General features: G+C 72.8%; 14 protein-coding genes. 3 read left to right on the forward strand and 11 right to left on the reverse strand.

Features of this window, described 5'->3' with window-relative positions:
* Nucleotides 1-15 precede the first annotated feature (15 nt).
* The 9 genes from ACFYUV_RS13675 to ACFYUV_RS13715 all read right to left on the reverse strand — a co-directional run bounded on the left by ACFYUV_RS13675 (nucleotide 16) and on the right by ACFYUV_RS13715 (nucleotide 10424).
* The gene (locus ACFYUV_RS13675; protein ID WP_358283006.1) at nucleotides 16-945 is read right to left on the reverse strand and encodes an ABC transporter permease; all 930 of its coding nucleotides are present in this window, start codon (nucleotides 943-945) and stop codon (nucleotides 16-18) included.
* Nucleotides 942-2564, reverse strand: a complete 1623-nt coding sequence (locus ACFYUV_RS13680) for a TIGR04028 family ABC transporter substrate-binding protein (RefSeq protein ID WP_387668536.1) — start codon at nucleotides 2562-2564, stop codon at nucleotides 942-944. The genes ACFYUV_RS13675 and ACFYUV_RS13680 overlap by 4 nt, the downstream gene beginning before the upstream one ends.
* Nucleotides 2565-2708: 144 nt before the next feature.
* Complete coding sequence (locus tag ACFYUV_RS13685) at nucleotides 2709-3797, reverse strand: LLM class flavin-dependent oxidoreductase (protein ID WP_387668537.1); 1089 nt, start codon at nucleotides 3795-3797, stop codon at nucleotides 2709-2711.
* Complete coding sequence (locus tag ACFYUV_RS13690) at nucleotides 3794-4828, reverse strand: LLM class flavin-dependent oxidoreductase (protein ID WP_387668538.1); 1035 nt, start codon at nucleotides 4826-4828, stop codon at nucleotides 3794-3796. The genes ACFYUV_RS13685 and ACFYUV_RS13690 overlap by 4 nt, the downstream gene beginning before the upstream one ends.
* On the reverse strand, nucleotides 4825-5994 hold the full coding sequence (locus ACFYUV_RS13695; RefSeq protein ID WP_387668541.1) for an LLM class flavin-dependent oxidoreductase: 1170 nt from the start codon (nucleotides 5992-5994) through the stop codon (nucleotides 4825-4827). Before ACFYUV_RS13695 ends, ACFYUV_RS13690 begins: the two co-directional genes overlap by 4 nt.
* Complete coding sequence (locus ACFYUV_RS13700; RefSeq protein WP_387668543.1) at nucleotides 5991-7313, reverse strand: NtaA/DmoA family FMN-dependent monooxygenase; 1323 nt, start codon at nucleotides 7311-7313, stop codon at nucleotides 5991-5993. Before ACFYUV_RS13700 ends, ACFYUV_RS13695 begins: the two co-directional genes overlap by 4 nt.
* Entirely contained in the window at nucleotides 7310-8221 is a 912-nt protein-coding gene (locus ACFYUV_RS13705; protein ID WP_387668545.1) for a glutathione S-transferase C-terminal domain-containing protein, read from the reverse strand. Before ACFYUV_RS13705 ends, ACFYUV_RS13700 begins: the two co-directional genes overlap by 4 nt.
* The gene (locus ACFYUV_RS13710; RefSeq protein ID WP_352349501.1) at nucleotides 8218-8736 is read right to left on the reverse strand and encodes a flavin reductase family protein; all 519 of its coding nucleotides are present in this window, start codon (nucleotides 8734-8736) and stop codon (nucleotides 8218-8220) included. Before ACFYUV_RS13710 ends, ACFYUV_RS13705 begins: the two co-directional genes overlap by 4 nt.
* A 347-nt stretch (nucleotides 8737-9083) precedes the next feature.
* Nucleotides 9084-10424 (reverse strand): lanthionine synthetase LanC family protein, encoded by a 1341-nt coding sequence (locus tag ACFYUV_RS13715; RefSeq protein WP_387668548.1) that lies wholly within the window; start codon nucleotides 10422-10424, stop codon nucleotides 9084-9086.
* Between the two features lie 109 nt (nucleotides 10425-10533).
* Here ACFYUV_RS13715 and ACFYUV_RS13720 point away from each other — a divergent pair, with 109 nt between their 5' ends.
* Nucleotides 10534-11088, forward strand: coding sequence for a hypothetical protein (locus ACFYUV_RS13720; RefSeq protein WP_387668550.1), 555 nt, complete (start codon nucleotides 10534-10536; stop codon nucleotides 11086-11088).
* Here the strand turns inward: ACFYUV_RS13720 and ACFYUV_RS13725 are convergent.
* Nucleotides 11074-11676 carry a TetR/AcrR family transcriptional regulator gene (locus ACFYUV_RS13725; RefSeq protein ID WP_387668552.1) on the reverse strand — a complete coding sequence of 201 codons (603 nt, stop codon included), beginning with the start codon at nucleotides 11674-11676 and terminating at the stop codon, nucleotides 11074-11076. The genes ACFYUV_RS13720 and ACFYUV_RS13725 overlap by 15 nt on opposite strands.
* Nucleotides 11677-11743: 67 nt before the next feature.
* On the opposite strand from ACFYUV_RS13725, the gene ACFYUV_RS13730 reads away from it, so the two are divergent.
* Entirely contained in the window at nucleotides 11744-12775 is a 1032-nt protein-coding gene (locus tag ACFYUV_RS13730) for a saccharopine dehydrogenase NADP-binding domain-containing protein (RefSeq protein ID WP_387668555.1), read from the forward strand.
* Complete coding sequence (locus ACFYUV_RS13735; protein WP_387668558.1) at nucleotides 12772-13620, forward strand: NAD(P)H-binding protein; 849 nt, start codon at nucleotides 12772-12774, stop codon at nucleotides 13618-13620. Before ACFYUV_RS13730 ends, ACFYUV_RS13735 begins: the two co-directional genes overlap by 4 nt.
* A 34-nt stretch (nucleotides 13621-13654) precedes the next feature.
* Here the strand turns inward: ACFYUV_RS13735 and ACFYUV_RS13740 are convergent, their stop codons facing one another.
* Entirely contained in the window at nucleotides 13655-14143 is a 489-nt protein-coding gene (locus tag ACFYUV_RS13740) for a winged helix-turn-helix transcriptional regulator (protein ID WP_387668560.1), read from the reverse strand.
* Between the last annotated feature and the right edge of the window lie 44 nt (nucleotides 14144-14187).

Consider the following 14187-nt stretch of genomic DNA (forward strand, 5'->3'; position numbering starts at 1 on the left):
GGATCAGGCCCGCCCTCAGGACGCCGCCTTCAGCCGCGGGTCGAGCACCGGGAACAACACGTCCACCACCAAGTTGACCAGGACGAACACCGCCGCGGCGAGCACCACCACGGCCAGCATCACCGGCGTGTCCTGGGCGGTCACGGCCTGCTCGGTGAGCCGCCCGATGCCGTTGCGGCCGAAGACGGTCTCCGTCACGACCGAGCCCGCGATCAGCTCGCCGAACGTCAGCCCGGCCACGGTCAGCGTCGGCAGGACGGCGTTGCGCGCCACGTGCCGCCACAGGATCCACCAGCGGGTGGCGCCCTTGGCCGCGATCACCGGCACGAACGGCTGCGCGTACACCTGGTCGATGCCGCGCGCCAGCACCTGCGCGATGGGCGCCGAGATCGGCACGGCCAGCGTCAGCACCGGCAGGACGAGCTGCTGCAGCTCGCCGCCGCCGATGACCGGCACCAGCCGCAGCCGGAAGGAGAAGACCTGGATCAGCAGGATCCCCAGCCAGAACGCCGGGACCGAGATGAACAGCGACGGCACCGACAGCAGCGCCCCGCGCAGCCACGACGTCCTGCTGTAGCTCGCCACGAACGCGATCACCACGGCGAGCAGCACAGCCAGGACGAACGCCGCCGAGGCCAGCCGGGCCGTCTCGGGCAACGCCTCGCCCAGGCGCTCGACCACCGGGGTGCCGGTGTCGATCGAGTAGCCGAAGCCGCCGGTCAGGAAGCCGGTCAGGGTCCGCAGGTACTCGCCGACCGGCGAGCCGCCGCTGTAGTAGGCCCGGATGTCGGCGATCTGCTGCGGCGACAGGCCGAGCTCGGGGTTCTGGAACTTGATCAGGATCGAGTCGCCGGGCAGCAGTTGCAGCAGCACGTAGCTCGCGGTGAAGGCGGCCCACAGCACGAGCACCGCCTGCCCGGCCCGCGTCAGGAGATACCTGGTCATTGCTGGGCCTTCCACGTCGAGTAGAACCACGGCCGGGCGACCGCCTCGAAGGCCACGCCCTTGACGTACGGCGCGCCGCCGTACACCTGGGGCTCCTCGAACAGGGGGATGGCGTAGCCCTGGTCGATCACGTACCGCTGGATCTCGCCGACCTTGGCGTTGCGCTTGGCGTTGTCGGGCTCGGCGGACTCCTCCTCCAGCAGGGTGTCGAGCTTCTTGTCCTTGGACAGGATGACGTCGCGGTTCTGGCTGTGGAAGTGGCTCTTGATGACGTCCTGGTCGGCGCGGCCGACCATGCTGTGCGCGACGGCGGTCTTCTCGGCGTCCTTGATGTCCACGGCCTGGGTGCCGGCGTCGGCGGGGCGGATCTCCAGCTGCACGCCGAGCTTGGCCCACTGCTGGCCGACGAGTTCGAGCGTCTGCTTGGACAGCGGCTGCGGGCCGGCGACGAAGACGCCCAGCCGCAGCTTGACGCCGTCCTTCTCGCGCACGCCGTCGGCGCCCCTGGTCCAGCTGGCCTTGTCGAGCAGCGCGTTGGCCTTGGCCGGGTCGTAGGCCAGGTCCTTGGACAGGTCGAGGTAGCCCTGGGCGAGGTGGCTGAGCACGGAGGTGGCCCGCGGGTAGCTCGCGGTGAACAGGGTGTCCACGACCTCCTTGACGTCGGTGCCCGCCTGCAGCGCCTTGCGCACGTCGAGGTCCTTCAGGATGCTGTTGGACGGCCGCAGGTACAGGCCGTTGTTCACGCCCCTGGTCGGCTCGGCGTAGATCTGGAAGCCGGCGTCCTTGACCGTCTTCTCGTCGTACGCCTGGACGTACCGCACGAAGTCGGCCTGCCCGGAGGTCAGCGCGCCGACCCGGACGTTGTCCTCGGGCGTCACGATGATCTTGATCTCGTCCAGGTACGCCCGCCCCTGGTGCTTCGACGACGGCGGCGCCCAGTCGTAGTCCTTGCGGGCGGCCAGGTCCACCTCCTTGTCGACGATCTGCTTCTTCAGCGTGAAGGGGCCCGAGCCGACGATGTTCTTCAGCTGGCACTGCTGCTCGTACGGCAGCGAGATCGTCTTCTTCGACACCAGCCCGGCCCCGATGACCGAGGTGCCCTGGAGGAAGCCGGGAGAGGGCTTCTTGAAGTGGAACTTCACGGTCAGCGGGTCGACGACCTCGCTGCGCTCGTAGTTGTTGACGAACTCGGCGACCGGCAGCTTGAGCTCGGTGTTCCCGAGGCCGTACACGTCGAAGTTGGCGGCGACGGCGGCGGCGTCGAGCGGGCTGCCGTCGCTGAAGGTCACGCCCTGGCGCAGGTGGAAGGTGTACTCGGTGGCGTCGTCGTTCACCTCCCACTTGGTGGCGATCCAGGGCTCGATCTCCAGGGTCTGCGGGTTCTGCCAGGTCAGCTTGTCGGTGATCTGGTGGAGGATGCCGCCGTTGGGATAGAAGCCGGCGGCCGGCAGGTAGAGGCAGGTGGGCGGCTGGTGCTCCAGGTAGGTCAGCGTGCCGCCGTAGACCGGCTGACCGCTGGACGGCGCCGCGCCGGCAGCACCCCCTTGGCCGCCACAGGCGCCGAGGAGCCCAACGACGGCGAGCATGACGGCTGCGGTGCGCAGGCTGGATGAGGACATGGGGGTACTGCCTTTCAGACAAAACATACCTAAAAAGTAGGAAAAGGCTACAGCAAACGCGCGACCGAAGCCACCAGGGCTTCGGTCGCGGCGTCAGAGGCGTCTCCGGGTCACGGGCGGTCCCAGGTCACGGGCGTCTCCGGGTCACGGACGCGCCCAGGCCTCGGCGAGCAGTTCGTAGGAGCGCACGCGGTCGGCGGGGTCGTGGGTGATGGTGGTGACCAGCAACTCGTCGGCCCCGGTGACCCGGCGCAGCACGCGCAGCCCCTCGGCCACGGCCCGCGGCGTGCCGACGAATTGCGTGTCGATCCGGTCCTTGACCAGCGCGCGGTCGGCCTCGGTCCAGACGTGCCGGGCCGCCTCCGACGGCGTCGGGTACGGCATCGCGCCCGCCCCCGTCCTGATGCTGCGCACCCACAACCCGTACGGCGAGGCCAGCTCACGCGCCCTGGCCTCGTCCTCGGCCACCACCGCGTCGGCCGACACGATCACGTACGGCTCGGCCAGCTCGTCCGACGGCTTGAACGCCTCGCGGTACGCCTCCACGGCCTCCAGCACGCTCGACGGGCTGACGTGGTAGTTGGCCGCGAACGGCAATCCGCGCTCCCCCGCGACCCGGGCGCTCTGCCCGCCGCTGCTGCCCAGGATCCACACCTGGACGTCGGCCCCCTCGCCGGGCGTCACGTGCGCCTCGTGGGTCCCGCCGAGCAGCGCCAGCACCTCGTCGACCTGGTCGGCGAAGTCGGGCGTCACCGCTCCGGGCTGCTGGAGCAGGATCGCCTGGAAGGCCAGGCGGGGGATCTTCGCCAGCCGCGACCAGTCGAAGGGCGGCGGGACGAGCAGCCCGTCCACCACCCTGGCCTCCGTGCTCGCGGGACGTGCGGGAGCCGGCTCGGCCCCGCGCCGCCCCGAGCGCCCGATGCCCAGATCGAGCCGGCCCGGATGCAGCGCGTCGATGATCCCGAACTCCTCGACCACGGACACCGGCGTCCGGTGGCCGAGCTGCACGGCTCCCGAGCCGACCCTGATCGTCGAGGTGGCCGCCGCCACCAGGCCGATCAGCACGGCGGGGGCCGAGCCGGCCACGCCCGGGGCGAAGTGGTGCTCGGCCAGCCAGTAACGGGCGTAGCCGAACTCCTCCGCGCGCCGGGCGAGCTCGATCGTGTCGCGTAACGCCTGGCCCGCGGTGCCGCCCGAGCTGATGGGGGCCAGGTCGAGGACGGACAGGCTCATGACGCGCTCCCCGGGAACGGGCGGCTGGGGATCTCCGCGCGCAGTGCCGGCGCGATCTCGGTCTGGAACAGCTCCAGCGTCTCCCGGTGCTGCCCCGGCGTCAGCCCGTCGGCGTCGGCGGGCAGGTGCATGACCTCGTGCCCGAACCGCTTGTGGTAGCGCAGCACCTTGTCGATGATCTGCTGCGGGCTGCCGACCAGGATCGAGCCGCGCTCGACGGCGTCCTCCAGGGTGGGGAAGACCGGCCGCACCCCGGCCCGCCGGAACGTCTCCAGGCGGGCCTGGTAGATCGGCCGGTACTCGGCCAGCGCCCGTTGCGAGGTGCGGGCCGCGTAGTAGCCCGCGCTGCCCGCCCCGACCAGGGCGTCGGCGGGGTCGTGGCCGTGATGGGCCCAGCGTTCGCGGTAGTGGTCGATCAGCTCGGCGTAGGGCTCGATGGGGTTGGTGACGTTGGCCGAGAACAGCGGGTCGCCGTGGCGGGCGGCCAGCTCGACCGACTCCTTGCTGGTGGCGCTGCCGTGCCAGACCCTGATCGGCCGTTGCAGCGGGCGCGGCCAGGTCTCGGCGTCGGTCAGCGCGGGGCGGAAGCGGCCCTGCCAGGTGACCCGGTCCTCCCGCCACAGGCGGCGGAACAGCTCGTACGACTCGCGGTTGCGCTCCCACTGGTCCGCGGCGGTGACGTGGAAGAGCCTGGCCTGCGCCGCGCCGTTGCCCTTGCCGACGATCAGTTCGAGCCGGCCGCCGGACAGGTGGTCGAGCGTGGCGTAGTCCTCGTAGGCGCGGACCGGGTCGAGCAGGCTCAGCGTGGTGACCGCGGTGAACAGCCTGATCCTGGACGTTTTGGCGGCGATGTGGCTGAGCACGACCGGGGGCGAGGAGGAGATGAAGGGCCGCTCGTGCCGCTCGCCCACGCCGTAGCCGTCGAAGCCCAGTTCCTCGAAGAGCACGGCGGTCTCGACGACCTCGCGGAATCGTTGCGTGGGTGACCGGCCGTCGCTGTGGACGATCAATGTGATGCCCAGAAATTTCATGACACCTCCGCGTACCTGCTCGCCGGGCGCGGCAGGCCGAGCAGCCCGCGTAACGTCCGGGCTTCGTACCCGCTCCTGAAGGCCCCGCGCCCGCGCAGCTCGGCCGTCAGCTCCCGGCTGATCCGCTCCAGGTCGTACGGCACCGCCCCCGGCCGCAGCCGGAAGCCCTCGATCCCGGCCCGCCGCCACTCCAGCAGCAGATCGGCCAGCTCCCCCGCGTCGCCGGTGAAGACCGCCGCATCGGAGGTCAGTTCGGCCCCGTCCAGCTCGTCGAGCCGCGCCTTGCGCCGGGCCGCGTCCGGGCCCAGGAAGACGAGCAGGTCGGCGAAGATCCGCAGGTCGCCGGAGAGCCCCCGGACCTCCTGGACGATCTCCCGCGCGTGCTCGGCCGAGCGCGGCGTGACGAAGACGACGTCCGCGCCGCCCGCCGCGAACTCGTACGGCAGCCGCGCGTGGGCCAGCGCGGCCACCACCGGCTGCCCCTGCGGCGACCTGGGCGTGATGGACGGCCCCCGCACCGAGAAGAACCCGCCCTCGAAGTCGATGTGGTGGAGCTTGCCGCGGTCGACGAACCGGCCCGTGGCCACGTCCCTGATCTCGGCGTCGTCCTCCCAGCTGTCCCAGAGCCGCCGGGCCACCTCCACGGCGTCGGCGGCCTCGGCGAACAGGGCGCGGACGTGCGGGTCGGCCGACAGGTCCACCCCGCCGGGCCGGTTCAGCACCTGGTCGAGCGGGGCGAACCGGCGGCGGCCGAAGTGGGCCGCCTCGCTCGCCCGCGCCGAGACCTGCGGCCGCCAGCCCGCCCGGCCGCCGCTGACGTGGTCGAGGGTGGCGATGCCGATGGCCACGTGGAACGGCTCGGTGTGCGTGGTGGTGGCCGTCGGCACCAGGCCGATCCGGGTGGTCAGCGGCGCCAGCCGGGCCGCGAGCAGCACCGCGTCGAACCGGCCGCGTACCTGGTCGGTGCGGTCGTCGGGGCCGTCGGGCCGGGTGGACTGCAGGCCCAGGGCGTCCTCGAAGGTGACGAAGTCGAGCAGCCCGCGCTCGGCCTCGGCGACCAGCCCCGCCCAGTGACCGGCCGAGAAGAGCCGCGTGCCGGGGGCCGCGCGCCAGGCGGCGGGGTGCCAGCCGGCGCCGTCCAGGGCCACGGCCAGGTGCAGCGTCATGACAGCTCCAGGTGCTCGCGCAGGGTGGTCCCGGTGTACTCCGTGCGGAAGACGCCGCGTTCGCGCAGCGCCGGCACCACCCGGTCGACGAACTCGTCCAGCCCGCCGGGGGTCAGGTGCGGGACGAGGATGAAGCCGTCGGCCGCGCCGGCCTGCACGTGCTCGTCCATCTGCCGGGCCACGCCCTCGGGGGTGCCGACGAACGTCTGCCGCCCGGTGACCTCGATCACCAGCTCGCGGATGCTCAGCCCCTTCTCCGCGGCCAGCGCCCGCCATTTGGCCGCCACCTCGGCGCGGTCCTTGATCGGCACCCGTCCCTGTGAGACGCCTTGGGACAGGTCCGGCTCGACGTCGGGGAACGGTCCATCGGGGTCGAAGGCCGACATGTCCCGCCCCCACACCTGCTCCAGGAACGCGATCGCGGTCTGCGGCCCGACCTGCTGCCGCCGGATCCTGGCCGCGTTCTCGGCGGCCTCCTCGTCGGTGTCGCCCAGCGCGAACGTCACGCCGGGCATGATCTTGAGCTGGTGGGGCTCCCGGCCGTACCGGGCCAGGCGGCCCTTGACGTCGGCGGAGAAGCGCCTGCCGTCCTCCAGCCCGCCGTGCGGGGTGAAGACCACGTCGGCGTGGGCGGCGGCGAACTCGCGGCCGTCGTCGGAGTCGCCGGCCTGGATGATCACCGGGTGTCCCTGCGGCGAGCGCGGCAGCGTGAACCGGCCCTCGACGGTGAAGTGCGTGCCCCGGTGGCTGACCGTGCCGATCGCGCCCTCCCGCAGGAAGCGGCCCGCGCCCTGGTCGGCGAGCACGGCGTCCGGCTGCCAGGAGTTCCACAACTCGCGCGACAGCCGGACGAACTCCTCGGCCCGCCGGTACCGGTCGGCGGGGTCGAGGAAGCCGCCGCGGCGGAAGTTCTCGCCGGTGAAGGCGTCGGAGGTGGTCACCACGTTCCAGGCGGCCCGGCCCTCGCTCAGGTGGTCGAGCGTGGACAGCCGCCTGGCCAGCTCGTACGGCTCGTTGAAGGTGGCGTTGGCCGTGCCCGCGAGCCCGAGCCGCGAGGTCACCGCGGCCAGGGCGCTGAGCACGGTCAGCGCCTCGGGCCTGCCGACCACGTCCAGGTCGTGGATGCGGCCCTTGAGCTCGCGCAGCCGCAGCCCCTCGGCCAGGAAGAAGAAGTCGAACGTGCCGCGCTCGGCCGTCCTGGCGAGGTGGACGAACGAGGCGAAGTCGATCTGGCTCCCCGACCGGGGGTCGGCCCACACGGTGGTGTTGTTCACGCCGGGGAAGTGCGCGGCGAGGTGCACCTGCCTCTTGCGCGTCACCGGCCCCGCCCGTGCGGCCTGTCCCAGGCGGCGGGCAGGCCCTCGATGGTCTCGCCGAACGCCGGGCGCTGGTAGAGGTCGCGGGCGTAGCCCCAGAGGTGCTCGAAGTCGGGCAGCTCGCGCTCGCTGATGAGGTGCTCGCGGTTGTGCAGCGCGTCGAACCTGGCCAGCGTCACCCACAGCCGCACGTCCGCCTCGGTGATCGTGTCGCCGGTCAGGAACCGCTGCTCGGCCAGGCGTTCGTCCAGGCGTTCCAGGGCCGCGACGACGCGGTGGCGCTCGTCCTCGCGGGCGGCCTCGGTGCCGGCGGGGGCCACCCGGGTGACGCCGGTGTTGACGTCGTGGTAGATCCACGCGTTCAGCTTGTCGATCTCGGCGCGCAGGTGCTCGGGGTAGAGGTCGACCGAGGTGTCGGCCCACTTCTCGAACTGGGTGGCCAGGTCGATCGTGATGTCGGGGAAGTTGTTGCTGACGATCCTGCGCCGTGCCCTGTCCCAGAGCACGGGCACCGAGATGTGGCCCGGGTAGCCCTTCTCGGTGGCGTCGTAGGCCTGCTCCAGGAAGGCGAACCCGTTGACCGGGTCCGGGCCCCTGCGCTCCCTGAAGGCCCAGCCCCGGCCGTCGCGCTCGTCGTCCACGTACGACAGCGAGACGACGTCCTCCAGGCGCTTGAGCTTGCGGACGATCGCGACGCGCTGGGCGTAGGGGCAGGTCCAGGCGGCATAGACGTGATAGCGGCCGGGCTCGGCGCGGTAGCCGCTGGTGCCGTCGGCGGTGACGCGGTCCTGGAAGGGGTAGACCGGGCGGTCCCAGCCGGCCGACAGGTGCAGGCGGCCGGGGCCGTAGCGGCCGTAGGCGATGCGGTCGAGCGGGCCGGCGTAGACCGGCGTGCCGGTGGTGGCGGTCACAGGTTCTCCTGGTGGGGTAGGAAGCGGCCGAAGCGGCCCTGGTGGTAGAGCAGCGGACGGCCGGCGTTGTGCGTGGCCGCCTCCGCCACCAGGCCGACGACCAGCACGTGGTCGCCGACCTCGACGGTCTCGTACGGCAGGCAGATCAGGTGGGCGGAGACGTCCTGGAGCAGCGGCGCGCCGAGCGGCCCCGCCCGCCACCGCGTGGGCGCGGCGAACCTGTCCACCCCCTTGCGCGCGAACCGCGCCGCCAGCTCGGCCTGGTCGCTGGCCAGGATGTTGACCGCGAAGTGGTCGGCTCCCCGCAACCACGGCCAGGTGGTGGAGGACTGGTCCACGTAGAAGGAGACGAGCGGCGGGTCGAGGCTGACCGAGGAGAACGAGGTGGCGGTGAGCCCCACGGGGATGCCCTCGCTCTGCGCGGTGATCACCACCACTCCGCTGGCGTGCACGGCGAGCGCCTGGCGGAACACGTCAGCGCCGACGGCCTGCTGGTCGGGCAGGGTGTCGGTCATGCGCCGGCCTCCGCTCGGTACGGGCGGACGGTTCTGTTTGCGATCACGGAAAGGCTCCTCACGGGAGAGAGGGCGTGCTCACGCCGCTCCCGGCGGCCGGGCCGGGAGCGCCGGGAAGGGGGCACGCAAGGGTTCGTCAGCGGAGGCGTGGACGACGTCGGCCACGCTGGAGCGCTCAGGGGAAGGCGGGCGGCTGCTGGTCCGTGATCAACGACACTGCGCGCTGGCGACGTGGCCGAAGTCCACGTGCGGGCGCCTGGTCAGGAGAGTGCCCTGGCTCATGCCAACGACGCTAGGCCGCCGCGAGCCTCAAGTCAATATTCCCTACTGGTTTTAAAGGGAATACCTTATTGGGATGAATCGCGAAGTTTGGCGGGTGGCACCGGGATCGCCGGGAAGGGGTTGTCCGGCAGCAGGATGACCCGGCGCGCCTGCCGGGGCTGCATGGCGGCGTCGAGGTGCAGCAGGGCGGCCCCGATGCCGGCCGCGCCGACCATGTACCCGGTGTCCGCGCTCACCTCGCCCGGCCGCAGCCGCCGGTACGCCTGGTACCAGCGGAACCCCTGGCCGTCGTGGTTGTCGCCGCGCCCGATGAGGTGCCCGGCGAGCACCTGGGCCTGCGCGAGGCGCGCCTCGTCGCCGGTCGCCGCCCACAGGCCGACGAACAGTTCGAGCAGCCCGGCCGCGCCGCAACACTGGCAGGCCACGTTCCAGAAGCCGTCGGTCTGGCGAAGGGGGGCGCCGCTCTCGACGACGCCGTGCGCGAGCCGTTCGACCCAGTCGAGGTGGCCGGGGTCGCCGGTGACCCGGTACAGCTCGTAGAACATCCGCGCGACGCCCGCCGAGCCCGAACAGAAGCCCAGGTAGTGCAGCTCGCGCCCCTGCGGCACGTGATGCGGGACGACGGCGCACCTGCCCGCCACCGCGCTCACCTCGCGCACGAAGCCCGCACCACGGGCGGCCGCCTCCAGGAAACGCCGCTCGCCCGTGACGCCGTGGAGCCTGGCCAGCAGGAAGGCGGTGCCCGCCGTGCCGGACAGGAAGCCCGGGGTGACGGCGTCGAGCGGCAGGTCGGCGCAGTCGCCGAAACGATGGCCGGGCACGGCGAGCCCGGCGATGCGCTCACCCGCCGCCACCGCCGTCTCCTCGTAGCCGCGCACGCCGAGCGCGGCGGCGGCCTGGAGCAGCCCGAGCACGATCCCGCCGTCGCCGCGCTGGGCGGGCTCGCGGGTCCAGCCGAGGCCGCCGTCCAGCGGGCGGGCGGCGCGGACGATCGTGTCGGCCACCGCGACGGCCTCCTCCTCGAAGACGCCGTCGCCGAGGGCCCAGCCGGCCTCGATCAGCGCGACGAGCGTGCCGGCCAGGCCGTGGTAGAGGGTCAGGTCGGCGCGTTCGCGCCAGGTGGCGGCCAGGTAGCGGGCGCCTCTGCGGGCGTCGTCCAGGTACGCCTCGTGGCCGGTGGCGGCGGCCAGTTCCAGGAAGAACAGCACGATGCCGGCCGCGCCCGCGTACAGGGAGGCGGAGTCGCCGGCGGCGGCCGACCTGCCACGGGGGTCGGGGTTGGCGCGCCAGTGGCGGCCTCTGCCGTCGTCGACGGCGGCGGTGCGGATCCAGCGGCCCGCCATGATCGCGGCGGTCAGCGGAGTCTCGGCGCGTTCACTCGGCGAGCGGGTCCGGTCCAAGCCCATACTCCATTCTCCCACACTTCCGGTAGGAAAATCGGCCTTTTCTCAAGGGTTCGCCTCCATCATCGCGGGTAACGGAACGGTGACGTGGAGTATCGAACGGGAGGGCGTCGTGAAGCGTCCCATCATCTGTGCCGCGATCCTGGCCCTGGGCGTCACGGGCTGCACGAACACCGGATACGACACAGGGCAGCACCTGCCGCAGAACGAGGGCGCGAACGCCGACGCCAAGGGCGTCATACACGTGCGCAACGCCCACCTGCGAGCCGCCGCCGGCCAGGCGGCCACCCCGACCTCGCCCGCCGCCGAGCAGAACCTCTACGCCGTCCTGATCAACGACGGCCACAAGCCCGACCAGCTCCAGCGGATCACCGTTGACGGCGGCGGCTCGGTGCAGCTCTCCGGCGCCGCCGCCGACATCCGGCCCGGCCAGCCCGTGGGCGCGGGCGACCAGCCGCTCGGCACGGTCACCGGCGTACGCGGCGCCACCGTGCCGATGACCTTCACCTTCCGCGACGCCGGGGCCGTGCGCGTGTACGTGCCCGTGAAGCAGAACGCGACCCAGTCCCCCGCCGGCTCGCCCGGCCCCGCGACCACTCCGGCGGCGCCGGGCCACGCCCCGCCCCACGCGCCCCGTCACCGGACCGGCCACTCAACCGGCCACTGACGGCCGCAGCGCCGACAGCAGCCGGTCCAGCTCTGCGGCGATCAGCGGCAGGTCGGCGTCCGGGTCGGCGGAGCGGGCCAGCAGCATGCCGCCCTCGCAGACCGCGCCGAACACGAGCTGCGCGCGGGCGGGCGCGTTCCCGCCCTCGATCCGGCCGTCCTCGGCGGCCCGGCGCAGGCCGCCGGCCAGGACCCGCAGCAGGTGGTCGTACTCGATCTCGCGGGCGGTCTCCCAGCCCAGCACCGAGGGCGCGTCGAGCAGCACGATCTGCCGGAAGCCCGGGTCGAGGCAGTGCTCCAGGAAGGTGCGCAGGCCCCGGCGCAGCGCCGCCAGCGGGTCGTCCTCCTGGGCCCCGGCGCGCTCCAGGGCCGCCGCGACCTCGGCCAGCTCGCCGGTGAACGCCGCCCGGAACAGCGCCGGCTTGCCGCCGAAGTGGTGGTAGGCGGCCCCCTTGGTCACCCCCGCGCGGGCGGCGACGGCGTCGATCGAGGTGTCGGCGTAGCCGTTCTCGCCGAACAGCCGGCGCGCGGCGCCCACCAGCCGCGCCGTCGTCTCGTCCGTGCGTTCTGCCTGGGTACGGCGGCTCATTGACTTCCATACTCCTAGTACGTATGTTCGAATCACGTACCAGAAGTATGGAACATGGAGGCCGATCGTGTCCGCAGAACCCATCGCCGTCTACGGAGCAAGTGGTCATACCGGACGCCTGGTGGCGGCGGAATTACGCGCCCGCGGCCTGGAGGTGATCCTGGCCGGCCGCGACGCCGCCCGCCTCAAGGCCGTCTCCGACGAGCTCGGCGGAGCCCGCGTGCACGAGGCCCCGCTCGACGACGCCGACGCCCTGCGGGCCCTCACCGCCGAGGCCGGCGTGCTGGTCCACTGCGCCGGGCCCTTCACCGACACCGGCCGGCCCGTGGCCCGCGCCGCCGCCGCGTCCGGCTGCCACTACGTCGACCACGCCCTGGAGCAGCACCACACCAAGTGGATGTTCGACACCATGTCCGAGCCCGCCGCGGCCGCGGGCATCACGATGATCACGGCCATGAGCTTCTACGGCGGCATGGGCGACCTGCTGGCCGCGGCCGTGTCCGCCGGGCTGACCGGCATCGACCGGGTGACCAGCGCGTACGCCGTGTCCGGCTGGCGGCTGACCACCGGCGCGCGCAGGACCGCCGAGCTGCTGTTCGCCGACACCCGCCGCATCACCTTCAGCGACGGCGCCCAGCACGTCGGGTACGTCGAGCCGCGCAACGCCGTCTTCCCCTTCCCGCCGCCGCTCGGCCCGCGGACGATGATCGCGCCGATCCCGTCGTCGGAGGTCGTCACGGTGCCCAGGCACGTGCCGGCCCGCTGGGTCGAGGCGCAGCTCACCGCGCACACCTTCGAGGAGGAGGGCGCGTTCACCGGCGAGGCCGTCGACCCGGAGACCAGGGCGGGCTCGGAGTTCACCGTGGCCGTCCAGGTCGTCACCGAGGACGGCGGCGCGGCCGGCCGGATCACCGGCCGCGACCTGTGGCGGCTCAGCGCGCTGGCCTCGGTCGAGGCCGCCGTGCGGCTGGCCGGCGGGCACGGGCCGGGGCCCGGCGTCTTCGCCCCGGCCGAGGCGTTCCCCGCCGAGCCGTTCCTGCGCGACCTCGAAGCGCTCGGGCTGCTCAGGCTCACCCTCCCGGGAAGGAGCGGGCGATGATCCTGGTCACGGGCGCGGCCGGCGGCCCCCAGGGCGGCACCGGCAGGCAGGTCGCCGAACAGCTGCTCCAGCGCGACCAGGCCGTGCGCGCCTTCGTGCACTCCGACGACGAGCGCGCCGGCGAGCTGCGCAAGCTCGGCGCGGACGTCGTCGTCGGCGACCTGCGCGAGATCAGGGACGTGCGGCCCGCGATGCGCGGGGTGCGGCGGGCGTACTTCACCTATCCGGTGACGGCCGGGCTGCTCGACGCGACCGGCGCGTTCGCGGCGGCGGCCAGGGAGGAGGGGGTCGAGCGGGTGGTCGAGGTCTCCCAGCTCGACGCCCAGCCCGAGGCCGGGACGCCGCGCATGCGCCGCCACTGGCTGTCGGAGCAGGTCTTCGACTGGGCCGGGGTGGGCGCGGTGCACCTGCGCGCGGCGGTCTTCTTCGAGAACCTGGCCGTCGTGGCGGACGCGTACGGCGAGCTGGCCCTCCCGCTGGGCCCGCCGGACACGCTGATCCCGCTCGTCGCCGCCGCCGACGTGGCGCGGGTGGGCGCGGGCCTGCTGCTTGACCCGGCGCCGGCCGACCCGGTGTGCCTGGTGACGGGCCAGATGGCGACGGCCGCCGAGGCCGCCGACGCCCTCGGCGTGCGCTATACGGACCTGCCGCCCGAGGAGTGGGAGCGGCGGGCGCACGAGGTGTACCGCGACCCGTACGCCGTCGAGCACCTGAGCCACCTGTGGGCGATCTTCCGCTTCATCGGCTCCGGCGACCACCCGCTCTACCGGGTCACCGAGAGCATCGAGCGCGTCGGCGGGCGTCGTCCGGTGACGATCGGGGAGTTCGCCGCCGCCCGGCGCTGATCCCGTCATGGCCGGCCCGCCTCCACCAGGTCGGTCAGCGCAGGCCCGCGAGCACGCCGCGGGCGACGGCCTCCCGCCCGGCCTCCTCCTCGGCCGCCGCCGCCTGCTCGGCCGCCATCCGCACGTCGTAGGCGGCGCGGGCCGTGGCGATCTCGCTCTGGTGCTCCTCGGTCCAGGTGACCAGGGCGCGGATGGTGGCGTGCAACGTGCCGCCGAGGGGCGTCAGCGCGTAGTCCACGCGGGGCGGCACGGTCGGATGGACGGTACGGCTCACCAGGCCGTCGCGCTCCAGGTGACGCAGGGTCCTGGTCAGCATGCGCTGGCTGACGCCGTCGATCATGCGGCGCAGCTCGGTGAAGCGCAGGCTGCGCCGGTCGAGCAGCGCGATCACCTGGAGCGACCACTTGTCGGCGATCCGGTCGAGGATCTGCCTGACCTCGCAGTCCTCCCGCTGGTCCCATTGCAGCACGTCGTAGTCGGTATCCCCGCAGTGACCGAGGGACATCGAAGTTCCGTCTTCCATGGCTCCTTATGGTGACCAAAAATGCTGCTGGTTACAAGAAGGAA

It is taken from the genome of Nonomuraea sp. NPDC003560 (assembly GCF_042878785.1).
Lineage (GTDB): Bacteria > Actinomycetota > Actinomycetes > Streptosporangiales > Streptosporangiaceae > Nonomuraea.